Annotated in this window: 24 protein-coding genes; 3 read left to right on the top strand and 21 right to left on the bottom strand. The window is 69.6% G+C overall.

Translation table 11 applies throughout. From position 1 onward, the window contains the following. Window positions 1-25: 25 nt before the first annotated feature. Complete coding sequence (locus tag E6O51_RS00590) at window positions 26-616, top strand: hemerythrin domain-containing protein (protein WP_136383028.1); 591 nt, start codon at window positions 26-28, stop codon at window positions 614-616. Window positions 617-873: 257 nt separating this feature from the next. Continuing rightward, on the top strand, window positions 874-1,152 hold the full coding sequence (locus E6O51_RS00585) for an HU family DNA-binding protein (RefSeq protein WP_136383027.1): 279 nt from the start codon (window positions 874-876) through the stop codon (window positions 1,150-1,152). A gap of 62 nt (window positions 1,153-1,214) precedes the next feature. On the opposite strand, the gene E6O51_RS00580 is transcribed toward E6O51_RS00585, so the two are convergent. The 20 genes from E6O51_RS00580 to E6O51_RS00485 all read right to left on the bottom strand — a co-directional run bounded on the left by E6O51_RS00580 (window position 1,215) and on the right by E6O51_RS00485 (window position 20,810). Further along, complete coding sequence (locus E6O51_RS00580) at window positions 1,215-2,378, bottom strand: GGDEF domain-containing protein (protein ID WP_211091285.1); 1,164 nt, start codon at window positions 2,376-2,378, stop codon at window positions 1,215-1,217. A 76-nt stretch (window positions 2,379-2,454) separates the two neighbouring features. After that, window positions 2,455-2,904, bottom strand: a complete 450-nt coding sequence (gene nusB / locus E6O51_RS00575) for a transcription antitermination factor NusB (protein WP_136383026.1) — start codon at window positions 2,902-2,904, stop codon at window positions 2,455-2,457. Beyond that, entirely contained in the window at window positions 2,901-3,371 is a 471-nt protein-coding gene (ribH, locus tag E6O51_RS00570; RefSeq protein WP_136383025.1) for a 6,7-dimethyl-8-ribityllumazine synthase, read from the bottom strand. The genes nusB and ribH overlap by 4 nt, the downstream gene beginning before the upstream one ends. Before the next feature lie 33 nt (window positions 3,372-3,404). Beyond that, window positions 3,405-4,496 (bottom strand): bifunctional 3,4-dihydroxy-2-butanone-4-phosphate synthase/GTP cyclohydrolase II, encoded by a 1,092-nt coding sequence (gene ribBA, locus E6O51_RS00565; protein WP_136383024.1) that lies wholly within the window; start codon window positions 4,494-4,496, stop codon window positions 3,405-3,407. Next, on the bottom strand, window positions 4,493-5,098 hold the full coding sequence (locus E6O51_RS00560; protein ID WP_136383023.1) for a riboflavin synthase: 606 nt from the start codon (window positions 5,096-5,098) through the stop codon (window positions 4,493-4,495). The genes ribBA and E6O51_RS00560 overlap by 4 nt, the downstream gene beginning before the upstream one ends. Window positions 5,099-5,467: 369 nt before the next feature. After that, the gene (dsbD, locus tag E6O51_RS00555; RefSeq protein ID WP_136383022.1) at window positions 5,468-7,285 is read right to left on the bottom strand and encodes a protein-disulfide reductase DsbD; all 1,818 of its coding nucleotides are present in this window, start codon (window positions 7,283-7,285) and stop codon (window positions 5,468-5,470) included. 28 nt (window positions 7,286-7,313) lie between these two features. Beyond that, on the bottom strand, window positions 7,314-7,661 hold the full coding sequence (gene cutA / locus E6O51_RS00550) for a divalent-cation tolerance protein CutA (protein ID WP_136383021.1): 348 nt from the start codon (window positions 7,659-7,661) through the stop codon (window positions 7,314-7,316). Window positions 7,662-7,675: 14 nt separating this feature from the next. Further along, on the bottom strand, window positions 7,676-8,470 hold the full coding sequence (locus tag E6O51_RS00545) for an ABC transporter permease (RefSeq protein WP_136383020.1): 795 nt from the start codon (window positions 8,468-8,470) through the stop codon (window positions 7,676-7,678). 1 nt (window position 8,471) lies between these two features. Beyond that, on the bottom strand, window positions 8,472-9,398 hold the full coding sequence (locus E6O51_RS00540; protein WP_136383019.1) for an ATP-binding cassette domain-containing protein: 927 nt from the start codon (window positions 9,396-9,398) through the stop codon (window positions 8,472-8,474). Beyond that, the gene (locus E6O51_RS00535; protein ID WP_136383018.1) at window positions 9,398-10,009 is read right to left on the bottom strand and encodes a glutathione S-transferase; all 612 of its coding nucleotides are present in this window, start codon (window positions 10,007-10,009) and stop codon (window positions 9,398-9,400) included. Before E6O51_RS00535 ends, E6O51_RS00540 begins: the two co-directional genes overlap by 1 nt. Before the next feature lie 25 nt (window positions 10,010-10,034). Beyond that, window positions 10,035-10,691, bottom strand: coding sequence for an alpha/beta hydrolase (locus tag E6O51_RS00530; protein WP_136383017.1), 657 nt, complete (start codon window positions 10,689-10,691; stop codon window positions 10,035-10,037). Further along, on the bottom strand, window positions 10,688-11,011 hold the full coding sequence (locus E6O51_RS00525; protein WP_136383016.1) for a (2Fe-2S) ferredoxin domain-containing protein: 324 nt from the start codon (window positions 11,009-11,011) through the stop codon (window positions 10,688-10,690). Before E6O51_RS00525 ends, E6O51_RS00530 begins: the two co-directional genes overlap by 4 nt. Before the next feature lie 24 nt (window positions 11,012-11,035). Further along, the gene (locus E6O51_RS00520; RefSeq protein WP_136383015.1) at window positions 11,036-12,115 is read right to left on the bottom strand and encodes a VanZ family protein; all 1,080 of its coding nucleotides are present in this window, start codon (window positions 12,113-12,115) and stop codon (window positions 11,036-11,038) included. Between the two features lie 67 nt (window positions 12,116-12,182). Continuing rightward, complete coding sequence (ubiT, locus tag E6O51_RS00515; protein WP_136383014.1) at window positions 12,183-12,719, bottom strand: ubiquinone anaerobic biosynthesis accessory factor UbiT; 537 nt, start codon at window positions 12,717-12,719, stop codon at window positions 12,183-12,185. Between the two features lie 22 nt (window positions 12,720-12,741). Next, window positions 12,742-13,638 (bottom strand): U32 family peptidase, encoded by an 897-nt coding sequence (locus tag E6O51_RS00510; protein ID WP_136383013.1) that lies wholly within the window; start codon window positions 13,636-13,638, stop codon window positions 12,742-12,744. A gap of 128 nt (window positions 13,639-13,766) precedes the next feature. Then, the gene (ubiU, locus tag E6O51_RS00505; RefSeq protein WP_136383012.1) at window positions 13,767-14,780 is read right to left on the bottom strand and encodes a ubiquinone anaerobic biosynthesis protein UbiU; all 1,014 of its coding nucleotides are present in this window, start codon (window positions 14,778-14,780) and stop codon (window positions 13,767-13,769) included. 201 nt (window positions 14,781-14,981) lie between these two features. Continuing rightward, a complete protein-coding gene (locus E6O51_RS00500; protein ID WP_136383011.1) occupies window positions 14,982-16,439 on the bottom strand; it encodes a sodium:solute symporter family protein in 1,458 nt (485 codons plus the stop codon). A gap of 163 nt (window positions 16,440-16,602) precedes the next feature. After that, complete coding sequence (gene rocD, locus E6O51_RS22435) at window positions 16,603-18,726, bottom strand: ornithine--oxo-acid transaminase (RefSeq protein ID WP_136383010.1); 2,124 nt, start codon at window positions 18,724-18,726, stop codon at window positions 16,603-16,605. 90 nt (window positions 18,727-18,816) lie between these two features. Beyond that, the gene (ubiB, locus tag E6O51_RS00490) at window positions 18,817-20,346 is read right to left on the bottom strand and encodes a ubiquinone biosynthesis regulatory protein kinase UbiB (protein WP_136383009.1); all 1,530 of its coding nucleotides are present in this window, start codon (window positions 20,344-20,346) and stop codon (window positions 18,817-18,819) included. Window positions 20,347-20,423: 77 nt separating this feature from the next. Beyond that, window positions 20,424-20,810 (bottom strand): hypothetical protein, encoded by a 387-nt coding sequence (locus tag E6O51_RS00485; protein ID WP_211091284.1) that lies wholly within the window; start codon window positions 20,808-20,810, stop codon window positions 20,424-20,426. A 111-nt stretch (window positions 20,811-20,921) separates the two neighbouring features. Here E6O51_RS00485 and E6O51_RS00480 point away from each other — a divergent pair, with 111 nt between their 5' ends. Beyond that, window positions 20,922-22,178, top strand: coding sequence for a lipopolysaccharide biosynthesis protein (locus tag E6O51_RS00480; protein ID WP_330997863.1), 1,257 nt, complete (start codon window positions 20,922-20,924; stop codon window positions 22,176-22,178). 53 nt (window positions 22,179-22,231) lie between these two features. On the opposite strand, the gene E6O51_RS00475 is transcribed toward E6O51_RS00480, so the two are convergent. Beyond that, window positions 22,232-23,419, bottom strand: a complete 1,188-nt coding sequence (locus E6O51_RS00475; RefSeq protein WP_136383008.1) for an ATP-binding protein — start codon at window positions 23,417-23,419, stop codon at window positions 22,232-22,234. Window positions 23,420-23,479 lie beyond the last annotated feature (60 nt).

The raw sequence follows: 23,479 nt of genomic DNA, 5'->3' as shown, positions 1-23,479 counted from the left end.
GACAGCCCAAAGAGGAACACGGATCATGGAAGCCCTACGCATCATCGAGGACGAACACCAGTCGCTCGCGGCCATTCTGCACGCGGTGCGCTACATGCTGAAGGAGATCGGCCAGGGCAAGCTGCAGCCGGACTTCCGCCTGCTGCGCGCCATGGTGCATTACCTGGATGCCTACCCGGAGCAGCGCCACCACCCCAAGGAGGACCAGTACCTGTTCGCCCGCCTCAAGGCGCGCACGAACGAAGGGGCGGATGCCATCGCCCGCCTGGAGCAGGAACACGCCGGCGGCGAGGCGCGCATCAAGGCCCTGGAAGCCGCGCTGCACCAGTACGCCAGCGGCGACAGGGACGGTTTCGACGCCTTCGGCCGCGCCTTCGAGAACTTCGCCGACTTCTACCGCAACCACATGCTGCTGGAAGAGCGCGAAGTGCTGCCCCTGTGCCGCAAGCACTTCACCGAGGAGGACTGGGAGGCCGTGGCCGCGGGCTTCCGCGACAACAACGACCCCATGGGCGGCACGCGCGAGACCGAGGATTTCCGCCGCATCTTCTCCAAGCTTGTCGCCGCCGCGCCGCCGCCCATCGGCCTGGGCGGCGGGCCGTACGAGGACGACTGATGCCGTTGCCGGCCGCTGCGGGCGCCCTGGGCGCTTGTGCGACTTTCGACAACATCCCCGCGGCGGCCTCGATGCGGGGGCGTTTGCCGTGCAACGGCGGGCAGGCGAGGTGTTGTCGGATTCTGCCCAAAGTCGAATAAAGTCTGTATGCTTTGCGCCACGCCCATTGCATTGCGCGATGCCCAAAAGCCGCGACGGTGCTAGAATCCGGCGCGCAGAACCGTATCCGATCCCACTCACACGTTCGAGGATAAAGCATGAACAAAGGTGAATTCGTCGAAGCCCTGGCCGACCGTCTGGATGTTTCCCGCGCTCAGGCCGACCGCGCCCTGTCCGGCGTGCTCGAGATCATTGCCGAGCAACTCGCCAAGGGCGAAAAGGTTGCCTTTACCGGCTTTGGCTCCTTCGAGGTCTCCAAGCGCGCCGCCCGTACCGGCCGCAACCCGCAGACCGGCGCCACCATCAAGATCGCCGCGTCCAGCGTGCCCAAGTTCACCGCCGGCGCCACCCTCAAGGCGACCGTGAACGGCAAGTAAACCGGGGCTTCAACGCTTCCGCAGAGCCCGGTGCCGCAAGGCCCCGGGCTTTTTTTTCGTCCTCACTGGGACGCGCGGCTCCTGCCTCTCGTGCGCTTGACGCCGTACATGGCGGTATCGGCCTGGCGCAAGGCGGCGTCGATGTCGGTACCGTCCCGGCTCACCTTCGCCACGCCGACGCTGGCCCCCACGGTCACCGTGGCGCCCTGCGGGAGCAGGAAGGGCGACCTGATCGAGCCGGCGATGGCCTCGGCCAGGTGTTCCTGCGCCGGGTCGTCGTCCGCGATCTCGTCGATGACCACGAATTCGTCGCCTCCCATGCGTGCGACCAGGGCCCGCGGGCCTGCCAGCGCCCGCAGGCGCGCGGCGACCTGCATCAGCAGCATGTCGCCGATTTCATGGCCGTGGGCGTCGTTGACGGCCTTGAAGCCGTCCAGGTCCAGATAGAGGAGCTTCATGTCCGCCCCGGTGGGGGCGGCGCCCAGCCCTTCCAGGGCCTGGAACAGGCCCTCCCGGTTGAGCAGGCCGGTGAGCGGGTCGTGGCGAGCCCGGTGGCTGTATTCGCGTTCGGCCTTCATGGTCGAGATCAGCATGGCGTTCAGCCGCCGGGCGGCCACGTTCATGGAGAACAGGTAGAAGGGGAACTGCAGCAGCACGAGCAGGAACACGGGTTCGCCGGACAGCAGCGCGCCGGCGCTGCACGGCCCCAGCGAACAGACGATCATCACCACGACGAGACGCGGCGCGGCGAAGTTGCGGAAACAGATCCCGCCCACCATGGCGGCCGCGGACAGGAAAGCGAGCGTCGCCGCGACCCAGTCGCCGCTGGTGGCGCTGATGAACCCCCCGTAGCCCACCGCGCTCCCCCACAGGGGGGCCAGCATCAGGTAGAGGTCCGTAGGCGTCGCCCTGCCTTGCGCCGCCCGGCGCCGCGACACCAGGAACGCGGCCAGCCGGGCGACACCCACGGCGATCTCCAGGACGAGCCACAGGAGAAAGGGCAGGGTGGGGTGACGGTACGCGAGCACCGCCGCCACCGCGATGGTGTTGAACACGCCCCCGAAGAAGATGGGCAGGGTGCCGAAGAGCGTGCCCACGAGGGCGGCCCGGATCTCGGGCGGCGTTTCCCGGCTCGGGGCGGCCAGCCATCTGCCGGCCGGGCTCGTCGGCAATGAATACGAATGCATTTCGTGGTCCTGCCGGCCGGAGACGGAAGCCTTGCTCATTCTTCAGGGCTGCGAAAACGGCAAACCCGCCGGCGGGCGGGTTTGTTCTCTCTGTCCTGCGTCGGCGTCGGCGTGTTCAGCGCCTGCCCTCGCTCTTCAGCGCCGCGATCTCGGCGGCGCGCAACTGGCCGGCGAGCTTGTCGAGCACGCCGTTGACGAAGCGGTGCCCGTCCGTGCCGCCGTAGCTCTTGGCCAGCTCGATGGCCTCGTTGATGATCACCCGGTAGGGGGTTTCCAGGCAGCTCTTCAGCTCGTGGGTGGCCAGCAGCAGGATGCCGCGCTCCACCGGCGACAGTTCGGCCAGGGGGCGGTCCAGGAGGGGGGCGAACTCGTACTGCAGGTCGGCCACGTTCTCCAGCGTGCCGCGCAGCAGGGCGACGAAAAGTTCCCGGTCGGCCTTGTCGAAACCGGACACCTGTTCCAGGTGGGCCTCGATCACCGGCACGCTGTTGCCCGACAGCAGCCACTGGTAGATGCCCTGCAGGGCGAATTCGCGCGCCCGGCGGCGGGAGGACTTGCTGCTCATCGGAGCGCCTTCAGCAGATTCGCCATCTCGACGGCGGCGCGCGCGCAGTCGGTGCCCTTCTCCTGCATGCGGGCCAGGGCCTGGTCGTCGTCCTCGGTGGTGAGCACGCCGTTGGCGATGGGCACGCCGGTGTCCAGCGTCACGCGGGTGATGCCCGCGCCCATCTCGTTGGAGACCAGCTCGAAGTGGTAGGTCTCGCCGCGGATCACCGCACCCAGGGCCACCAGGGCGTCGAAGCGCCCGCTCTTGGCCAGCGTCTGCAGCGTGAGGGGGATTTCCAGCGCGCCGGGCACGGTGGCGATGCGGGTCAGTTCGGGGGATACGCCCAGGTTCTTCAGTTCGGCCACGCAGGCCGACAGCAGGCCTTCGCACACGTCCTGGTTGAAGCGGCTCATGACGATGCCGACGCGCAGGCCTTGGCCTTCCAGGTCGATGTCGTATTCGGTGATGTCGTCGAAGCGGGACATGGGTCTCAGTTCAGAAAAGGGAAAAGGGGGCGCTCAGGCGTCCGCGTCCACGAAGCCGGTGATCTCCAGGCCGAAGCCGGCCATGCTGGGAATCTTGCGCGGGTTGGCCAGCAGGCGCATGCGGCCCACGTTGAGGGCGCGCAGGATCTGGGCGCCGACGCCGAACAGACGCGGGTCCCACTTCACCGGGCGGGCGGTTTCGCCGTTGAGGTTGGCGAGCAGGTCGCGTCCGCTCTGGGGGCGGTAGAGCAGCACGATGACGCCGGCCTCGGCGGCGGCGATGTCGGCCATGGCGCGATTGACCGGGAAGCTGTGGCGCGCGCTGTCCGGGTCGAGGAAATCCACCACCGAGATGGGTTCGTGCACGCGCACCAGGGTTTCGCGCTCCGGGCGGATATCGCCCCGGGAGAGGGCGAAATGCACGTCGCCCGAGGTCTTGTCCTCGAAGGCGTAGAGGCGGAAGCGGCCGTGGGGGGTGTCCACTTCCTTCTCGGCGACCTGCTCCACCAGATGCTCGGTGGCGGCGCGGTATTCGATGAGGTCGCGGATGGCGCCGATCTTCAGGCCGTGTTCGGTGGCGAACTTCACCAGATCGGGCAGGCGGGCCATGGTGCCGTCGGCCTTGAGAATCTCGCAGATCACGGCGGCCGGCTCCAGGCCGGCGAGCTGGGCCAGGTCGCAGCCCGCCTCGGTGTGGCCGGCGCGGATCAGCACGCCGCCCTTCTGCGCGGTGAGCGGGAAGATGTGGCCGGGCATGACGATGTCGTCCGGCTTGGCGTGGCGGGCGACGGCGACCTGCACGGTGCGCGCCCGGTCGTGGGCGGAGATGCCGGTGGTCACGCCGGTGGCGGCCTCGATGGAGGCGGTGAAGGCGGTGCCGTGGGGGGTGCGGTTGTTGCGCACCATCTGTTCCAGGCCGAGCTGGCGGCAGCGCTCTTCGGTCAGCGTCAGGCAGACCAGGCCGCGGCAGTGGGTGACCATGAAGTTGATCGCTTCCGGGGTCACGAACTCGGCGGCGAGCACCACGTCGCCCTCGTTCTCCCGGTCTTCCTCGTCCACCAGGATCACCATGCGTCCGGCACGGATGTCCGCGATGATCTCGGCAATGGGCGACAGGGCGGTCATTGTGCGGACTCCTCGCGCCAGGCCAGCATGCGTTCCACGTAGCGCGCGATGAGGTCGATCTCCAGGTTCACCCGGCTGCCCGCGGCGAGATGCTTGAGGTTGGTCACCGCCACCGTGTGCGGGATCAGGTTGATGGAGAAGTCCGTACCCTCCACCCGGTTCACGGTCAGGCTGACGCCGTTGACGGTGACCGAGCCCTTCTTCGCGATGTAGCCCGCGATGGCCGCCGGCGCGCGGATCACCAGTTCGTGGCTTTCGCCGATGGGCTCGAATTTGAGGACTTCACCCACGCCGTCCACATGGCCGGTGACCAAGTGGCCGCCCAGGCGGTCGGAGAGCTGCAGGGCCTTCTCCAGGTTGACCTCGGTGCCCACCGTATCCAGGCCCACGGTGCAGTTCAGCGTCTCGCGGGAGACGTCGAAATTCACCCGCTGGCCGTCCCGGGCCACCACGGTCAGGCACACGCCGCTGTTGGCGATGCTGTCGCCGATGGCCACGTCGGAGAGGTCCAGCCCGCCGGCGTCCACGGTCAGGCGCACGCCGTCTTCGAGGGGAGCGATGTGTTCGATACGGCCGCAGGCGGCCACGATTCCGGAAAACATGGGGGTTGGCATGGGAGGGAAAGGCGCAATTGTAGGGTAAACACCCGGGCCGCAGGAGTTTTCGGGTCTGGGTGCGGGGGGCTGAGTGTGTTCGTTGGGGCTTGTGGGTTCGGGGTGGCCGTGCGGGGCAGGCGGCCGGCGCCTCATGCGTGCCGAAATCGTTGCCGGCCGCCTGCCCCGCACGGCTGGAAACGGTGGGGATGGCCCAGCCGACGAAAACGCATCCGATCCAGCCGTGGGGATGCCCCTTCGTTTCCTGCCGGGAGTGGGGTGTGGGCCGCGGCGATTTCGGCACGCATGAGCCGCGGCCCACACCCCACTCCCGGCCACCCCGAACCCCCGGGCCTCAATAGCCCGGAAGCCCCATTTTCATCGCAGCGCGCGGTCCAGGATCTCGCCGAACGGGCCGGCACGCATGAAGCCCACCACGCGCAGGCCGTCGCGCTCCTGCCCGGCGGCGTCGAAGAAGATGATGCCCGGCGGGCCGAACAGGCTGAAGCGGCGCAGCAGGGCCTGGTGCTCCTCGCTGTTGGCGGTCACGTCGGCCTTGAGCAGCAGCATGTTCTGCATGCGCGCGGCCACGGCGGGGTCGGTGAAGGTGTAGCGCTCCATCTCCTTGCAGGACACGCACCAGTCGGCGTAGAAGTCCAGCATCGCCGGGCGGCCGGCGGCGGCGAGCCGGGCGTCCAGTTCCGCCACCGAACCAACTTTCTCGAACACCGGCCGCACGGCCGGCTCGCTGGCCTCTGCGCGCAGCACGGCGAGCGGCTGCAGCGGGTCGCGGGAGCCGGCCAGCGCGCCGATCAGCATGGCCGCGCCGGCCAGCAGCAGCACCACGCCCAGGCCCTTCCAGAAGCGCTGCCAGCCGTGGGCCTGGGCCGGCAGCGGGTCCAGGGCGTGCAGGAAGACGCCGGAAAAGAGCAGCAGCGCGGCCCACGCCAGCATGGTCACGAGTTCCGGTACCACCGGGGTGAGCAGCCACACCGCCACCGCCAGCAGCATCACGCCGAAGGCCTTGCGCACGCCCTCCATCCACGGCCCGGCCTTGGGCAGCACGCTGCGGGCGGCCACGCCCACGACGAGCAGGGGCGCGCCCATGCCCAGCGCCAGCACGAACAGCGCCGCGCCGCCCAGCACCGCGTCGCCGGTGCGGGCGATGTAGAGCAGGGCGCCTGCCAGCGGCGCGGCCACGCAGGGGCCGACGATGAGGGCCGAGAGCACGCCCATGGCCACCACGCCGCCGACCCGCCCGCCCTTGCGGTGGGCGGCGTTGTCCGCGAGGCGGCTCTGCAGGGCGCTGGGCAGTTGCAGTTCGTAGAAGCCGAACATGGACAGGGCCAGCAGCACGAAGAGCAGCGCGAAGGCGCCCAGTACCCAGACGTTCTGCAGCGCGTTGGACAGCAGCGTGCCGGACAGGCCCGCCGCCACGCCGGCCGCCGCATAGGTCACCGCCATGCCCAGCACGTAGGCCAGCGACAGGCCGAGGGCGCGGGAGCGGGAGATGTGGTGGCCGTGGCCGACGATGATGCCCGACAGGATGGGGATCATCGGGAAGGTGCACGGGGTGAAGGCGAGCAGCAGGCCGAAGCCGAAAAAGCTCGCCAGCACCAGCGGGCCGCTGGCGTCCGCGAGCAGGCCGGCGATGCGTCCGCTCTCGTCGCCGCTCGCCGCGGCCGCCGCAGCATCCGCCGGGGCGGCGGAGAAGCCCCCCAGCGCCCGGTCCAGCAGGCCGCCGGAACCCGTCGCGGGCGAGGCCGTGAGGTCGATGTCCGCGCTCTGGGGCGTGGGCGGGTAGCAGATGCCGCCGTCCCAGCAGCCCTGGCTGGTCACGGTGAGGCGGAAACGGCTCACGCCTTCGGGCGCGGCGACCGGCAGCAGGATGTTCACCGTGCCGCGCAGGGTTTCCACCATGCCGAAGAACTCGTCCTTCTTCATCTTCCCTGGCGCCCGCTCCGGCTCGCCCAACTGCACTTCGGCCGGTTCGGCCGTGAAGCGGAACTTGTCGCCGTAGAGGTAGTAGTCCCCATGCACGCGGAAGACGATTTCGACGGTTTCCGGGTCCAGGGCGCGTGCGGTGAAGGCGAAGGCCTTTTCCGGTTCCATCGGTTCGCCCTGGGCCTGGGCGGGAGGGGCGAACAGCGTGAAGAGGGCGGTGAGGAAGGCGAACAGCGGCAGCAGTCGGTGCATTGCGGGTTCTTGGTGGTTGTCGTTCGGTTCAGGCGTCCGGCGCGGGCGGTGTATGGCGGGTTTCGGCCGCGACCCAGGCGAGATAGCCCGGCAGGCCGCGCTCCACAGGGACCGCGACGATCTCGGGAAGTTCGTAGGGATGGGCGAGGCGGATCGCCGCCTCCACGGCCGCGTAGTGGGCGGACGTGGTCTTGATCAGCACCGGCACCTCGGCGGCCTCTTCCACGGCGCCCTGCCAGCGGTAAATGGACTGGCACTCCGGCAGGATGTTCACGCAGGCGGCCAGCCGCGCATCCACCAGGCTGCGGGCGATCAGGCGGGCGCTGTCCGTGTTGGGGGCGTTGGTGAAGACCAGCAGGACGGTGTCGGCGGCCATGGCGGCTCTCCCGGTCATTTCAGCAGGCGGCGGCGCAGCAGGGCGAGCGCCAGCCAGAAGGCGCCGATGCCGTAGGCGGCGAGCACGGCCAGGTGGGCGGCGACGGCGTGCGGCACTTCGCCCAGCAGCAGCGGGCGGGCGATCAGCACCGCGTGGGTCAGCGGCAGCAGGTCCGTGGCCAGGCGCAGCGCGGGCGGCAACTGCTCCAGCGGGAAGAATACGCCCGACAGCAGGGTCATGGGCGTCACGAACAGGGTGAAGTAGTACATGAAGAAGTCGTAGCTGGGCGCCAGCGCCGTCATCACCAGGCCCAGGGCGGCGAAGCTGAGCCCCGCCAGGAAGATCAGCGGCAGCACCCACAGGGCGTAGCGCGCCTCGGCGAAGCCAAAGGCCACCACGACCAGCAGGATGGCCGCGCCGGACAGCAGGGCCTTGGACGCGGCCCACACCAGTTCGGCGAACACCACGTCGTCCAGCTCCACCGGAGCGTTGAGGATGGCGTCCCAGGTCTTCTGCACGTGCATGCGGGAGAAGCCGGAATACAGCACCTCGAAGGAGGCGCTGTTCATGGTCGAGTAGCACACCATGCCGGCGGCGAGGAAGGTGATGTAGGGCATGCCCCCCACGTCCGGCACCAGCATGCCGATGCCGAAACCCAGGCCGAAGAGGTAGATCACCGGGTCGGCCAGGTTGCCCAGCACCGAGGGCAGGGCCAGCTTGCGCCAGACCAGGAAGTTGCGCTGCCACACGGGCACGAAGCGCAGGGACAGGCGGGGTGGGCGCCAGGGGCTGGGGGCGGGCGTATTCATTTCAGTCGCGCAGTTCCCGGCCGGTGAGCTTGAGGAACACGTCTTCCAGGTTGGCCGGGCGGTGCAGGTAGCGCAGGCCGGGCTGGGCGGCCAGGTGGGCGAGCAGCGGCGCCGGGTCGGTGAGGTAGCAAAAGGCGGTTTCGCCGCTGACCTCAAAACGCTGCGCCAGCGCGGCGGCATGGTGCGCCGCCCAGGCCGGGGCGCCGCCGTTGCCGTCGTCGTATTCGCCATAGACCTCCACCACCTGGGGTTCGATGTGGGCGGCGATGACCTCCCGCGGGCTGCCCTCGGTGAGGATGCGGCCGGCGTCGAGGATGGCGAGGCGGTCCGCCAGGCGTTCGGCCTCGTCCATGAAGTGGGTGGTCAGCAGCACCGTTGTGCCGCCGCGGACGAGCTGCTTGAGGCGGTCCCAGATCAGGTGGCGGGCCTGGGGGTCGAGGCCGGTGGTGGGTTCGTCCAGCACCAGCAGCCGGGGGCGGTTGACGAGCGCGCGAGCCAGCGTGAGGCGGCGCTTCATGCCGCCGGAGAGGGTGCCGATCTTCGCGTCGCGTCGGTTTTCCAGCCCAGCGAAGGCCAGCAGTTCGGGGATGCGCGCGGCGATCTCGGCGTCCCGCAGGCCGAAGTAGCGGCCATACACCAGCAGGTTCTCGGCGCAGGTGAAGTCCGGGTCCAGGTTGTCCTGCTGGGGCACCACGCCCACGCGGGCGCGGGCCTCGCGGGCGCGGGCCGGCACCGGCAGGCCGGTGAGGCGGATTTCGCCTGCGGTGGGCGCGCTGAGGCCCAGGGCGCAGCGCAGCGTGGTGGTCTTGCCGGCGCCGTTGGGGCCGAGCAGGGTGAAGCATTCGCCCGCGTGCAGGTCGAGGTCGATGCCGGCGACCACCGCGGTGTCGCCGTAGCGCTTGACCAGGCCGCGGATGGAAAGCGGCATCAGCCCACCGGCGGCGTGGTGTCGATGAAGCTCGGGCGGGCGAAGAGGTGCTCGGCGTAGCGCTTCAGCGCCGGATGGGCGGCGCGCCAGGGGATGTCCGGATGGCGCAGGTCCAGATAGGCCAGCGCCACGCCGGCGGCCACGTCGCCCAGGGAGAGGGCGTCGCCGTGCAGCCACGGGCGGCCGCCCAGGCGCGCTTCCAGTGCCGCCAGGCCGCGGGCGATCTTCTCCTTCTGGCGCGCGATCTCCGCGTCGCTGCGCTGTCCGTCCGGGCGGCGCGATTCCAGCAGGGCGGCCACCGCGGCATCGGTGATGCCGTCGGCCAGGGCCTCGCTCTGGCGCACCTGCACCGTGGCCAGGCGGTCGGCCGGCAGCAGGGCCGGCCCTGCGTCCAGGGTTTCCAGGTAGCCGGCGATGACCGGCGAATCGAAGAAGACCTCCTCGGCGTCGGTGATCAGCACCGGCACCTTGCCCAGGGGATTGATCGTGGGGATGCGGGTGTTGGCCTCCCACGGGGAGTCCACGACCAGCTCGAAGGGCAGCTTCTTCTCGGCCAGCACGATGCGAATCTTGCGGGCGTAGGGGCTGGTGAGGGAGGCGAAGAGCTTCATGGAAGGGTTCCCTTTCCGGTTGTCGTCAGAGCGGCGCCCAGTTGCGGGCGATGAGCTCGCGGATCAGGTGCAGCTTGCCGTGGAAGAAATGGTCCGCGCCCGGCACCACCACCACCGGCAGTTCCTGGGGGCGGGCCCAGTCGAACACGTTGAGAAGGGGCACGGTGTCGTCCACCTCGCCGTGGATGATCAGGCTGGACAGCCCGCCGGGCAGCGGCGGTGTGTCGTACTGGCGCGCGCCGTCGGCCGCGCTGCCGGCGGCCATGCCCACCAGGGCCAGGCGCTGCACCGGGGTCAGGCTGCCGGCCAGGCGGCTGGTGACCCGGCACTGCACGTAGCCGCCGAAGGAAAAGCCCCCCAGCGCCAGCGGCAGGCTGCCCCAGCGCGACTGCGCCCAGCCGATCACCGCCAGGATGTCCTCGGTCTCGCCGTTGCCGAAGTCGTGGGCGCCCTCGCTCTTGCCCACGCCGCGGAAGTTGGGGCGGATCACCGCGTAGCCCAGGTCGCGGAAGGCGCGGGCCAGGGTGTGCGCCACCTTGTTGGTGTTGGCGCCGCCGTAAAGGGGGTGCGGATGGCACACCACGGCCAGCCCGCGCACCTCGGCCGGGGTGTCGATGAGCGCGTCGATGGCACCGGCCGCGCCGCGCAGCAGCACGCTTTCGGTGGGGAGGGGGCGATTCATGCGGGACTGTCCGGCAGGCGCAGGCGCTCGACGATGCGCCCGTGCACCAGGTGGGAGTCGATGATCTCGTCGATGTCTTCCTGATCCACGTAGGTGTACCAGACGTTGTCCGGGTACACCACCAGCACCGGGCCGTCGTCGCAGCGGCCCAGGCAGCCGGCCTTGTTGATGCGCACGTTGCCGCGCCCCTTGAGCCCCAGCGCCGCGATGCGGTCCTTGGCGTGAGTCTGCATGGCGGTGGCCTGGTGGTCGTTGCAACAGGCTTCGCCGGGCTGGCGCTGGTTGCAGCAGAAGAAGACGTGGTGCTTGAAGTAGCTCATGGGGGCTCCCGTGGAAGCGACCGATTATAAGCGGCCCTCGCCGCCCAGGTGCTCGCCCCGCCACAGCCCCAGCGCCGACAGATAGGCCAGCGCGAGGAAGGGCCAGGCGGCGGTGACCAGACCGGTCAGACCGTGGAAGTTCAGAAAGTGCCCCGCCGCCGCGCCGGCGCGGAAAGGCAGGTAGGGGTTTTCCGGCATCAGATTCACCAGCGCGGTGGCGGCCAGCATCGCCATGCCGGCCAGCGCGTGCTGCAGTACGCGGGGCAGCAGCAGGCTGATGCCCAGCAGGGCCGCGCCGGCCATCAGCCCCTGGCGCGCGCCGGGGGTCAGCCACGCGAGCGGCGCGCTGGCGGAGAAGAAGCTGAAGGTGGCCAGCGTGGTGGTGCCCAGCGCGAGGGCGAACAGCAGCAGGATGGGCCACAGGCTGGGGGCGAGCATGATGCAGCGCACGAAGAGGCCCACGCCCACCACGGTGGCGGCCACGTGGGCGGCCTCCAGCAGGATGAAGCGTTCCGGTTCGAAAGCCACCGGATTGGGCAGGTCCAGCCACTGGCGCAGGTCGCCGCTGCCGAACAGCAGGCCGTCCGGGGTCAGTTGCGTGAGCAGCCACAGGCCCAGCAGCATCAGCCCGGCGTCGCCCGTGTGGCCACCGATGAAGCGCCGGTTGCGCCAGCGCTGCAGCCAGCCCTGGTCGCCGAACATCCGCGTGCCCCAGCGCGTGCCGGCCAGTGCCCCGAGCAGGCCGCCCAGCAGGTTGCAGCCCAGGTCCACGTTGGCGGCCACGCGGGTGGGCAGGAAGTTCTGCACGGTCTCCAGGGCGCAGCTGAGCAGGCCCGCGAGCAGCGTGGCGGCCACGACGCGTCCGGCTGGCCCCACGCGGCGCGCCAGGGCCGGCGCCAGCACGAAGCCGAAGGGTACGTAGCCGAGCACGTTGAGGGCGAGATCCTCGACGCGGTAGTAGCGCGGCCACGGTGCGGAGAGGAAGTCGAACAGCGGCAGCCCGCTCGCCTGCCAGCCGGTGAAGGGGTGCAGGCAGGCGTAGACGATCAGCGCCGCGTAGGCGACGGACAGGTGCAGCGGCAGGTTGGAAGCGTGACGCGCCATCGGGCCGTTCCGTGGGGCGGGAGGCCCGATTCTACCCAGTGATGCGGGCCGGAGGCCGAAATCCGGGCTACGTGCCCACGGAGCGCCGGAACGGACCCGGCCGCGGCAGCCGGGCCAGCACCGCGGCGGGTGACCAGGTGGCGGCGAGCGCATCCCAGTCCACCGCGTCCAGCGTGTTCTTGACCAGCAGGCCGAGTTCGGTGTCGCCTTCCATGACCAGGCGGCGGCTGAAGAAGAGCGTGTCGGCGTCTTCCTCGCGCAGGGCCAGGGCCAGGTAGTCGCGCACGGTGGCGGAAAGGGTCAGGTCCGGGCGGCCGGTGGCGGGCAGCGTGCGGAAGCCCCGTTCGGTGAGGCCGAAGTCCAGCGTCAGGCCGGCATCGGTCACGCGCAGGCGCAGGCGGCGGCCGGTGAGGGGGGCGAGGTCCGCCCGCGGCAGGATGCGGTCCAGGGCCAGGTTGAGGGCGAGGGTCAGGGCCAGCGTGGGCGGCTGCTGGGGCAGGCGGGCGACGACGCGGCCGACCAGCGGCGGCAGCCTGAAGGCGGGCAGGCGGCGGGCGGCGGCCTGCAGGCGGGCGAAGCTGGGCAGGGCGGGCAGGGTGGGCATGGCGGTCGTCCTGTGGAAAGGGTCAGGCGGCAACGTATTGTTCGACGCCGGGGCGGCCGTGCCAGAAGCCGTTGCACGGCGCCTCGTTCATGTAGGCGCGGCTGGCGGCGAGTGCGTCCTGCGGGTCCAGTTCGCCGGCCAGCGCGGCGCGGAAGGTGTCCACCACGGCGCGGGTGTGCTCGCCCTGGGGGCTGATGCGCAGCACGCCGGCCTGGGCCTTCAGCGCGGGCAGGTCGCCCAGCAGATTGTAGATGCGCGCGGACTGGGTCTGCACGCCGTTGAGCGTGAGGAAGGGCTCGCCTTCGCGGGTGCGCAGCACGATGCCTTCGCTCATGCCCAGGCAGCGGAACTCGCAGGTGTCCTTCTGCAGGTTGTAGTGGCGGGCCGTGAAGCAGCGTGCGGAATGGGCGAGCGGCAGCCGGCCCCAGGCGAAGACTTCGGTCTCCGGCGCGGCCTCGGTGCCGGCCAGCAGCATGGCGAGGGCCTGGCCGGACATCTCCGGCGCCATGACCCAGCGCCGGGCGCCGGATTCGCGCAGCAGGCCCAGGGTGGCGGGGTTGAAGACGTTGAGGGTGGGGCCGGCCACCCAGTCGCGACGGCCGGCTTCGGCCAGCAGGCGCACCGCGCCCATGTCGTTGGCCTCCACGCCGAATTCGCGCTGGGCGACGATGCGGCGCAGGGCCTTGAGGTCGGATTCGGATTCGATCAGCGCCTGAGTGGACAGCAGCACTTCCTTGCCGGCGGCGGCCAGCACGCCGGCCACTTCCAGCCAGTCGTCCAGGCGCAGTTCGTGGCGGCGGGAGCACACGGTTTCGCCCAGGTAGACGATGTCCACCGGGCTGTCCGCGACGTCGGCGTAGAAATCCAGCGTGGCCTGGCGCGGCCAGTAATAGAGCAGGGGGCCGAGGGCGAGTTTCATTGCGTTCTCAGGATTGCATCTGCTGCGCCGTTCGCCCTGAGCTTGTCGAAGGGCGTTTCCGGCATGGGCTTCGATCGGGCTTCGACAGGCTCAGCCCGAACGGTGTCTGGTTGCTGGTGGGTAAAGCCTTACTTCCACGGCCGGTAATAGGCGCCCAGGGTGTGGCTCTGGCCTTCGGACACCTTGTTGAGTTCGGCCATCCAGGCCGGCTGCACGGCGAAGCCGTCGGCGTCGGCCATGACCCGGTCCAGCGCGGCGCGCCACACCTTCGTCACCTGGGCCACGTAGGCGGGGCTGCGCTGGCGGCCTTCGATCTTGATGGCGCGCACGCCGGCGCGGGCGAGATCCGGCAGCAGTTCCAGGGTGTTGAGGCTGGTGGGCTCCTCGATGGCGTAATAGGTTTCCCCATTGACGTCGAAGCGGCCCTTGCACAGGGTGGGGTAGCCGGCGCGCTCGCCGTCGGCGAAGCGGTCGATGAGGATGCCGTTCAGGCGCGTCTCCATGCCCTGCGGGGTCTGCTCCCAGCGCACGTGCTTGCCGGGCGAGCACGCGCCGTTGCAGTTGGGCGATTCGCCGGTGGCGTAGGCGGACAGGGCGCAGCGCCCCTCCACCATGACGCACAGGCCGCCGAAGCCGAACACCTCGATCTCCACCGGGGTGCGGGCGATGACGCTCTCCACCTGGGCCAGGGACAGCACCCGCGGCAGCACCGCGCGCTGGATGCCGAAGCGCTCGTGGTAGAAGTTGATCGCCTCGTAGCTGGTGGCCGAGCCCTGCACGGACAGGTGCAGGCGCAGCCCCGGGTGGGTCTTGGCGGCGTAGTCCATCAGGCCGGGATCGGCGAGGATGACCGCGTCCAGCTCCATCTCGGCGGCCCGGTCCACGGCGGCGGTCCAGTCGCGCCAGTTGTGGGCCTGGGGATAGGTGTTCAGCGCCAGCAGCACCTTGCGCCCGCGCTGGTGGGCGTAGCGCACGCCCTCGAGCATGCCGGCCGGGTCGAAGTTGAGCCCGGTGAAGTTGCGCGCGTTGGTGGCGTCCTTGAAGCCGAGGTAGACGCAGTCGGCGCCGTGGTCGATGGCGGTCTTCAGGGCCGGCAGGCTGCCGGCGGGGCAGACGAGTTCTATGCGTTGCGAGGGAGTCATTGGGGTTGCGGGGCCGAAAAAGCCCCGCAACCTTAGTCCGAGCCCCGCCGCACTGCTTTGACCGTGGTCAAAGGGGCAGGGGTGGAAAGCTTATCAACCGGGCAATCAAATACCGTTCGGGCTGAGCCTGTCGAAGCCCGTTTGGAGCCAACGCCCTTCGACAAGCTCAGGGCGAACGGTGTTGCCTGGATGATTGCCGGGTCAGCGCACGTGGTGGGTGGCCGCCGCGGCGTGGTGATGGCCGGCGTGGGGGCGGTGGTGGGTCTGCGGGCCCAGGTAGCCGCCCGCCACCATGCCGATGGCGCTCGCCACCAGGCCGATCAGTTGCGGTTCCACGTCGCCTTCCGGCACGGTGAATTCCAGCAGCAGCCAGGTGGCCAGGCCGAACACGACGGCCAGCGCTGCGCCCAGGTTGTTGGCGCGCTTCCAGAACAGGCCGGCGGCCAGGGGTACGAAGGCGCCGGCCAGCGTGACGCGGTAGGCGTTCTCCACCATGGCGTGGATGGTGGATTCGGTGGCCGTGGCGTACAGCGTGACCAGCCCGGTGAAGCCCACCACCGTGGCGCGGGTGCTCCACAGCAACTGGCGGTCGGTCATGGTGGGGAAGAAGCCGCGCAGCACGTTCTCCGAGAAGGTCACCGAGGGCGCCAGCAGCGTGCCGGAAGCGGTGCTCATGATCACCGACAGCAGCGCGCCGAAGAACACCACCTGGGCGGTGAAGGGCATGTAGTTGAGGATCAGCGTGGGCAGGATGAGCTGGCTGTCCTCCTCCATCAGCCGCGCCACCATGTCCGGGTCGATCAGCGTGGCCGAGTAGGCCAGGAAGAGCGGCACCGCGGCGAAGAAGAAGTAGCCCACCCCGCCCAGCGTGGTGCCCCAGATCGCCACGCGCTCGTTGCGGGACGAGTTGACGCGCTGGAACACGTCCTGCTGCGGGATGGAGCCCAGCGCCATGGTGAGCAGCGCGGCGGTCCAGGCCAGGATGTCCATCGGGTCCATGGTGGGCAGCCATTCGAATTTGCCTTCCGCCGCCGCGTGGGAGATCACCCGGTCGAAGCCGCCGGCCATGTCGCCGGCCAGCCAGGTCACGTAGAGCAGGCCCAGCACGATGATGATCATCTGCACGAAGGTGGTGATGGCCACCGACCACATGCCGCCGAACAGCGTGTAGATCAGCACCACCGAGGCGCCGATCACCATGCCCTCGTTCATGGACACCACGCCGTTGGAGAGTACGTTGAACACCAGCCCGAGGGCGGCCACCTGGGCGCCCACCCAGCCCAGGTAGGAGGCCACGATGCACAGGGACAGGACCAGTTCGGTGCTGCGGTTGTAGCGCACGCGGAAGAAGTCGCCCAGCGTGAGCAGGTTCATGCGGTACAGGGGGCGGGCGAAGATCAGGCCGAACAGCACCAGGCAGATGGAGGCGCCGAGCGGGTCCGAGATCAGGCCGCGGAAGCCCTCGTCGAGGAAGGTGGCGGAGATGCCGAGCACGGTTTCGGCGCCGAACCAGGTGGCGAACACCATGGCCAGCACGATGTACATGGGCAGGTTGCGGCCGGCGACGATGTAGTCGCGCGCGTTGTGCACCCGGGTCGCGGCCCACAGGCCGATGCCGATGGAGACGACCAGGTAGGCGACGACGAGCCAGAGCATCATGGAGGACTTCTCCGCGAGGGTTCAGGGGGCTTTTGCAGCGCGCGAAGTGTAGCAACAAGTTTCGCGTACGTGGGGCGCGAAATGAGGCGCAAAGCCCCTGAACGGCGGAGAACGTGCGCCGATCGGCGCACAAAAAAGGTGCGTGGCGCTCAGGCCGGCGATCTCAGTGCCGTTGCGGCAGCGCAGCGAGCACGTCGCAGATCGTGTCCACGGCCCATTCCGCCGTGTCCTGGTCGATGATCAGCGGCGGCGACAGGCGCAGCACGCTGCGGTGGGTGTCCCGCGTGGCCAGCCCGCGCGCGAGCAGCAGTTCCGCGGCCAGCGCCGCGGAGGGGCCGTCCGGGTGGAGCTCGATGCCGATCAGCAGGCCGCGCCCGCGGATTTCCCGCACGCAGGGCGGGCGCCGGGCGGCGAGCCGTTCGCGCAGGTGCGCGCCGAGGCGCTCGGCGTGCTCCCAGATGCGGGTTTCGAACAGCAGGTCGAGCACCTCCAGCGCCACCGCCGCGCCCAGCGGATTGCCGCCGAAAGTGGAGCCGTGGTCGCCGGGCTGGAACACGTCCATCACCGCGTTGTCGGCGAGGAAGGCCGACACCGGCAGCAGGCCGCCGCCCAGGGCCTTGCCCAGGATGAGGCCGTCCGGGCGCACGCCGTCGTGGTCGCAGCCCAGCAGCCGCCCGGTGCGCCCCAGCCCGGTCTGCACCTCGTCGGCGATCAGCAGCACGTTGTGGCGGCGGCAGATTTCGGCGCAGCGCGACAGATAGCCGGAAGGCGGCACGATGATGCCGCCTTCGGCCTGCACCGGCTCCACCAAGAAGGCCGCCGTGCTGGGTGTGATGGCTTCCTCCAGCGCCTGCGGGTCGCCGTAGGGAACGAGCTTGAGACCGGGGGGGAAGGGGCCGAAGCCGTGGCGGTACTGGGCCACCGAGGACAGGCCGACGATGGCGATGGAGCGGCCGTGGAAATTGCCGTGGCAGGCGATGATCTCGGCCGCGTCGGTGGGCACGCCCTTGACCTGGTAGGCCCATTTGCGCGCCGCCTTGAGCGCGGTCTCGACCGCTTCCAGCCCGGTGTTGACCGGCAGTGCGCGGCGGTAGCCGAACATCACGCACAGGCGTTCGAGCAGCAGCGGCAGGCGGTCGTTGGAGAAGGCGCGGGAGGTCAGCGCCAGGCGCCCGGCCTGTTCGGTGAGCGCCCGCACCAGGCGCGGGTGCGAATGGCCGAAGGCCGCCGCCGAATAGGCGCCCATCATGTCCAGATAACGCCGCCCTTCCACGTCCCACAGCCACACGCCCTCGCCGCGCTGGAACACGACCGGCAGCGGCGCGTAGTTGTGCGCGCCGAAGCGGTGTTCCTTTTCCCGCAGCGCATGGGTGCCGGGGCCCAGCGCCGCCTCGGCGAAGGCGGCCACCCACGCCGCGCATCCGCCCCGCGGGTCGCGCTCGGGCAGGTACTCGACGATCTCCAGCGCAGCCACGTCGCCGCAGCCGCGCAGCAGGTGCAGGGCATCGGCCAGCGCCTGGGCATCCAGGCCATCGGGCTCCGGGCACAGCACGGCGGGCATGGCGGCCGGATCGACGGCGTCCAGGTCCAGGCTGACGCCGAAGCCGGCGGTGCCGTTGCGGGCGATGGCCAGCGCGTCGCGGAACACCGTGTCCAGCCCGCGGCGGCGCACCTCGTGCATGGTGAAGACGTGCACGCCGAGGCGGGTCAGGCGCTCCAGTTCTTCGTCCTCCCAGGCGCGCGCGCCGACCACGCACACGTGGGCGGGGTCCAGGCGCGGGCCGGGCACGCCGGAGAGCGCTTCCGCGCCTTCGCCGAGCAGCGCCGCCAGCGGCATGCCGTGGATGTTGCCGGAGTGGGTGCTGGCGTCGGTGTGGCTGTCCAGATGGGCGTCGATCCAGATCAGCCCCAGGGCGCCGCGGGCCTGCAGGCGGCGCGCGATGCCGCGCCAGGTGCCCACTGCCACCGAGTGGTCGCCGCCCAGCACCAGCGGCAGGCTGTCGGCGGGCAGGGCGGCGAGGTGGTCGGCCAGGCGGCGCGCGTAAGCGCCGGCGGCGGCCAGGCGTTCGGCCATGGGCGCGTCGAGCGCCGGCGGTGCCGGCGGGCGCAGCACGGCGTCGGCTTCGGCCAGGATGCCGCGGATGTTCAGGCGCTCGGGCAGGCCGGCAGCCAGCAGCGCGTCGGGAGCGGCGGCCGGGCCGGCACCGGGCGCACCGAGCGCGGCCGCCGCGCCGACCACCCGGACGGTGGCGCGCGATCCGCGCGAGAGCGGAATGGGTGGGGGCATGATCGCCTGCCTGTCGTCGTCGGTTCAACGTGGAGCCGGGATGCGGCAAGCGCCCGGCGTGCCCGTTTGATGACGGGCGGGCGGAATCGTTCAGCCCAGCAGGCGCGCCAGTTCGAGGCCCACCAGCACCGCGAGCAGCACGCCGGCCAGCGCCAGGAGGCGGTTCTGCCGGCGCTGGGCGGCGGACAGGCGGTCGAGTTCGTCGCGGACCGCCACCTGCTGGCGGGTGGGTTCGGTGAGGGCCTGGTGCACCAGGCGCGGCAGTTGCGGCAGCGTGCCGGCCCAGGCCGGGGCCTCGTCGCGCACGCCGCGCAGCAGCGCGCGCCAGCCCATCTGCTCGTCCATCCAGCGTTCCAGGAAGGGCTTGGCCGTCTTCCACAGATCCAGCTCGGGGTCGAGCTGGCGGCCCAGTCCTTCGATGTTGAGCAGGGTCTTCTGCAACAGCACGAGTTGGGGCTGCACTTCCATCTCGAAGCGGCGCGCGGTCTGGAACAGGCGCAGCAGGGTCTTGCCGAAGGAGATGTCCTTGAGCGGCTTGTCGAAGATGGGCTCGCACACCGCGCGCACGGCGCTTTCGAACTCGTCCACGCGGGTCTTGGCCGGCACCCAGCCGGCGTCGATGTGGGCCTGGGCCACGCGCTTGTAGTCGCGCTTGAAGAAGGCGAGGAAATTGGTGGCCAGGTACTGCTTGTCTACGTCGGTGAGCGTGCCCATGATGCCGAAATCGAGCGCGATGTAGCGCCCGTCCGGGTGCACGAAGATGTTGCCCGGGTGCATGTCGGCGTGGAAGAAGCCGTCGCGGAACACCTGGGTGAAGAAGATCTCCACGCCGGCGCGGGACAGGGCCTTGAGATCGGTGCCCTGGGCGCGCAGCGCGGCGGTCTGGGAGATGGGCACGCCGTACATGCGCTCCATGACCATCACCGAGCGCCCGCACCAGTCCCAGTACACCTCGGGCACGATGAGCAGCGGGGAATCGGTGAAGTTGCGCCGCAGTTGCGAGCAGTTGGCCGCCTCGCGCATCAGGTCCAGCTCGTCGGCCAGATACTTGGCGAACTCCGCCACCACCTCGCGCGGCTTGAGCCTACGGCCGTCGGGCCACATCTTCTCCAGCAACATGGCGCCGACTTCCATCAGCGCCACGTCGTGGGCGATGACCTTTTCGATGCCGGGCCGCAGGATTTTCACCGCCACCTCGGTGCCGTCCGGCAGGCGGGCGAAATGCACCTGCGCCACCGAGGCCGAGGCCACCGGCGTGCGCTCGAAGTCGCGGAACACCTCGTCCACCGGCTTGCCGTAGAAGCCTTCCAGCACCGCCAGCGCCCGTTCGGTGGGGAAGGGCGGCACGCGGTCCTGCAGTAGTGCCAGTTCGTCGGCGAGATCGGGCGGCAGCAGGTCGCGCCGGGTGGACAGCATCTGCCCGAACTTGACGAAGATCGGCCCCAGCGACTCCAGCGCCCGGCGCAGGCGCACCGCCCGCGGCTCGCGGAAACGGCGCCAGAAGAACAGCACCGTCCACAGCTTCGCCAGCCGGCCGCTGGTGTCGGCGTCGAGCACGATGCGGTCGAGGCCGAAACGCAGGCCGACGGTGACGATCTTGGCGAGGCGGAGCAGGCGCACGGGAAGGGGCAGAAAGTGGCGGCGAAGCGCGGACTTTAGCCGGAAAGCGGGGGGTGGGGAAAGGGCGGGGCGCCGGGCTAAGGGGGTTCCGCCCGCCGCAACGACTTGACCAGATCGCGCACCACCTGCTGGTGCGCCTCCGTGAGCGCGGCGATGTCGCGCATCAACTGGTAGTCGAATTCCCTGTTCGGCTCGCGCACGCCAACAAGGGCATGTCCTTGACCAAAACGCAACCATTCGGCGGTGACCCCGAGCCAGTCGGCGAGCACGCGCAGCTTGTCCTGGGCCGGAATGGCCTCGCCTTCCAGCCATTTACGGGTGGCATGCAGCGTCACCGGCGCGCCGGGGTAGCGCCGGTTGAATTCCCGCGCCAGTGCCGTGGGCCGCGCCGCGTCGGGCGCGGTGCGGGCGAGAGCATCGCGCAGGCGGGCACTGAAGGCATCGCGTTCGAGGTAGGGCTGCATGAGCGCAACGCTAGCAGCCGTCCCATTGTTGAGTGGTAGATGATTGTTTCTTGACTGAAAGTAGAGTTGCCGGCACACTCCGCCCCTATGCCAACTGGAAAGGGCGGGGTGGTGCCGAATGCCGATCCGCTCACGAATTCCGCGCTACCGGCCGTGACGGCCCACTTTTCGCACACCATGCAGAACAATCAATCAGCCTTGCCGGCATATGCCGAAGATGAAATCGACTTGCGTCAATTGGTCGCCACGCTGTGGCGGCACCGGGCTCTGCTCGCAGTTGCCGGAATTCTTGGCGCGGCGCTTGGCCTGGGCGCAAGCCTGCTGTCCACTCGCTATGTCACCGAAGGCCTGTTCCTCACCCCCTCGATCCGGTCGGTGAGCGACTACAAACGGTACGAGGGCATCCTGGCCAACGGTGTGCGCCTGCAGCAGTTCCTGCAAAACACCGGCCAGGCTGATACCCCGGCCGGAAGGATTCTTCACGAACTCGCGGACGACCCGGACCGTTACGGAAAAACCCTGAAACCCGAGTTTGCCATTACCAACAAGGATCAGCAGGCACTCGGCATCAGGGCCAAGGAAGACGAATCGTCTGCCATGCTGGGCATTCACATCGTCTTCGAACACCGTGAGCCTACCGACGGCGCTCCGGCCGCCCTGCTGTCCGAATATGTGCGCGAATCGATCATCCGGGCAAGCATGGAAGCGACCCTGCTTGCCCAGTGCACGGCCTTCCGCATGCGCGAGCAGGAACTGCGCAACGCCCAGATCCAGAACGAGTTCGCCATCCTCCAGGACGAAAGCCGCGCGGCAAACCTGCGTGAGCTCACCGTCCGTAACCCCGACGCCAGTGTCGCCGAAAGTCGCCAGATCGTCTCTTTGGAAAAAGGTACGGAACGCTTCCTGTCACCCGCCGCTCAACTGGTGGCCGCGGAAATCCAGATCGCCGACATGAAGCTCGCGGAAGTCCGCCGCAAGCGTGACCGCCTTTCCAGCGCGTTCAAGCGCGAATACTACTGTCAGGCTCAGCAGGCCCTGTACCAGGCGGCTAGCGGCCGTGCTTTCCTTGACCAGCTCGGGGGTATCCAGACCGCCGTGTTCCAGGGACAGGACATGTCCGTCGACATCGTCGAACAGACATGGAACGAGCTCGACGTGGAACGCGAGAGATGGAACAGCACTTATTTGTCCGGGATGCGGTTCGTGGCGCCGCCGGAGGGCATGGAGATCAGGCAGCGCAGGCCCGCCCCGGTGCCGGGTGTCGTGTTGGGCGGCATGCTGGGCGGCATGTTCGGCATCCTGCTTGTGCTCGTGCGCGCCTGGTGGCGCGGCAGCCGTGACGAGGCCGTGGCCCCGCAGCAGGGATAGGGCGGGCCTGCCGGGGATGCGCCCGCTGGCGGGGCGGCCGGCTGCCCCGGCATTCATGGGGCAAGCGCTTCGGCGGCAGCCAGGGGATTCATCACCTCGATGCCGTCGCGCATCGGGTAACTTGCCGCCACCGGCGCCACCAGCAACCTGCGGGTGGCGCCGACGTCGCCGGCGGCCAGGTGAAAACCCCTGGACACAGTGGGGGCCGAGGAACGCTTGATCTCGACCACCCAGACCTCTCCATTGCGCAGACGCAATACCAGATCGGCCTCGGCCCCGTGGGAAGTGCGATAGAAACTGGCTTCCGCTTCAGGGGCCGCAGCCAGCAATTGTTCGATCACGAACCCCTCCCAACTTGCTCCGGCCACCGGGTGCGCCAGCACGGCCTCCAGATCGGCAAGCCCAAGCAGGGCATGGACGATACCGCTGTCGCGCACATAGACTTTGGGTGCCCGCACCAGCCGCTTGCCGACATTGCCATGCCAGGCGGGCAGGCGGCGCACCAGCATCAGGTCGCACAGCAGATCGATGTAACGCGCCACCGTCTGGCCGCTGACGGCCAGCGAAGCCGCCAGTTGCGACTGGTTCAGCAAGCCGCCCTGACCATGCGCCAGCATGGTCCACAAGCGGCGCAAGGTGGTGGCGGGAATGCGTGGGCCGAGGGCCGGAATGTCGCGCTCCAGGTAAGTGGCGATGAAAGCCTCGCGCCAGCGCAGGCTGGCCGCATCGTCGTGGGCCAGCCAGGCAAGGGGAAAACCGCCGCGCACCCAGAGCGCATTGATCGGCCGGCTCGACTCATCGGCGGCTTGCGCCGCGGTGATCACTTCCCGTGCCTGGAACGGGGTGAGTTCAAGCCGTGCCACCCGGCCGGCAAGGCTTTCGCTGGCCTGCCGCAGCAACACCCCCGAGGCCGAACCCAGCAGCAGGAACTGGCCGGCATGCTCACCCGCCCGCCGGCGCTGGTCGATCACCCCGCGCAGGATGGCGAACAGTTCCGGCAGGCGCTGAACCTCGTCGAGAATCACCAGGCGGTTGCGGTGCGCCAGCAGAAACGCTTCCGGGTCGTCCAACTGGCGTTGGGCGGACGGCAGTTCCAGGTCGAGATACAGGGCATCGCCCCGCAGATCGGCCTCCGCCAGCGCCAGCGTGGTCTTGCCGGCCTGACGCGGCCCGAGCAGCACTACCGCCGGGAATTCCGCCAAGAGTTGGTGGAGATGGGATTGGGCGAGGCGTGGATTCATCCGTGCAATATACACATTACGTGGAGAGATTACACGGTTTGCGGCCACGAAACCGGCATG

Source organism: Pseudothauera rhizosphaerae (assembly GCF_004801305.1).
Taxonomy (GTDB): Bacteria; Pseudomonadota; Gammaproteobacteria; order Burkholderiales; family Rhodocyclaceae; genus Pseudothauera; species Pseudothauera rhizosphaerae.
Note: the sequence above shows the minus strand (reverse complement) of the source record. Positions and strands in the feature narration are given on the sequence as shown.

Bases quoted from the DNA above. Each gene is read 5' to 3' on its own strand.
- E6O51_RS00525 (WP_136383016.1), bottom strand. From the start codon at position 11,011: ATGAGCTACTTCAAGCACCACGTCTTCTTCTGCTGCAACCAGCGCCAG.
- E6O51_RS00500 (WP_136383011.1), bottom strand. From the start codon at position 16,439: ATGATGCTCTGGCTCGTCGTCGCCTACCTGGTCGTCTCCATCGGCATC.
- E6O51_RS00510 (WP_136383013.1), bottom strand. From the start codon at position 13,638: ATGAAACTCGCCCTCGGCCCCCTGCTCTATTACTGGCCGCGCCAGGCC.
- E6O51_RS00475 (WP_136383008.1), bottom strand. From the start codon at position 23,419: ATGAATCCACGCCTCGCCCAATCCCATCTCCACCAACTCTTGGCGGAA.
- ribH (WP_136383025.1), bottom strand. From the start codon at position 3,371: ATGTCCCGCTTCGACGACATCACCGAATACGACATCGACCTGGAAGGC.
- E6O51_RS00535 (WP_136383018.1), bottom strand. From the start codon at position 10,009: ATGAAGCTCTTCGCCTCCCTCACCAGCCCCTACGCCCGCAAGATTCGC.
- E6O51_RS00530 (WP_136383017.1), bottom strand. From the start codon at position 10,691: ATGAATCGCCCCCTCCCCACCGAAAGCGTGCTGCTGCGCGGCGCGGCC.
- E6O51_RS00560 (WP_136383023.1), bottom strand. From the start codon at position 5,098: ATGTTTTCCGGAATCGTGGCCGCCTGCGGCCGTATCGAACACATCGCT.
- E6O51_RS00540 (WP_136383019.1), bottom strand. From the start codon at position 9,398: ATGCCGCTTTCCATCCGCGGCCTGGTCAAGCGCTACGGCGACACCGCG.
- ubiU (WP_136383012.1), bottom strand. From the start codon at position 14,780: ATGACTCCCTCGCAACGCATAGAACTCGTCTGCCCCGCCGGCAGCCTG.
- rocD (WP_136383010.1), bottom strand. From the start codon at position 18,726: ATGCCCCCACCCATTCCGCTCTCGCGCGGATCGCGCGCCACCGTCCGG.
- cutA (WP_136383021.1), bottom strand. From the start codon at position 7,661: ATGGCCGCCGACACCGTCCTGCTGGTCTTCACCAACGCCCCCAACACG.
- nusB (WP_136383026.1), bottom strand. From the start codon at position 2,904: ATGAGCAGCAAGTCCTCCCGCCGCCGGGCGCGCGAATTCGCCCTGCAG.
- E6O51_RS00580 (WP_211091285.1), bottom strand. From the start codon at position 2,378: ATGAGCAAGGCTTCCGTCTCCGGCCGGCAGGACCACGAAATGCATTCG.
- E6O51_RS00520 (WP_136383015.1), bottom strand. From the start codon at position 12,115: ATGGCGCGTCACGCTTCCAACCTGCCGCTGCACCTGTCCGTCGCCTAC.
- E6O51_RS00585 (WP_136383027.1), top strand. From the start codon at position 874: ATGAACAAAGGTGAATTCGTCGAAGCCCTGGCCGACCGTCTGGATGTT.
- E6O51_RS00590 (WP_136383028.1), top strand. From the start codon at position 26: ATGGAAGCCCTACGCATCATCGAGGACGAACACCAGTCGCTCGCGGCC.
- E6O51_RS00545 (WP_136383020.1), bottom strand. From the start codon at position 8,470: ATGAATACGCCCGCCCCCAGCCCCTGGCGCCCACCCCGCCTGTCCCTG.
- E6O51_RS00485 (WP_211091284.1), bottom strand. From the start codon at position 20,810: ATGCAGCCCTACCTCGAACGCGATGCCTTCAGTGCCCGCCTGCGCGAT.
- ribBA (WP_136383024.1), bottom strand. From the start codon at position 4,496: ATGACCGCCCTGTCGCCCATTGCCGAGATCATCGCGGACATCCGTGCC.
- dsbD (WP_136383022.1), bottom strand. From the start codon at position 7,285: ATGCACCGACTGCTGCCGCTGTTCGCCTTCCTCACCGCCCTCTTCACG.
- ubiT (WP_136383014.1), bottom strand. From the start codon at position 12,719: ATGCCCACCCTGCCCGCCCTGCCCAGCTTCGCCCGCCTGCAGGCCGCC.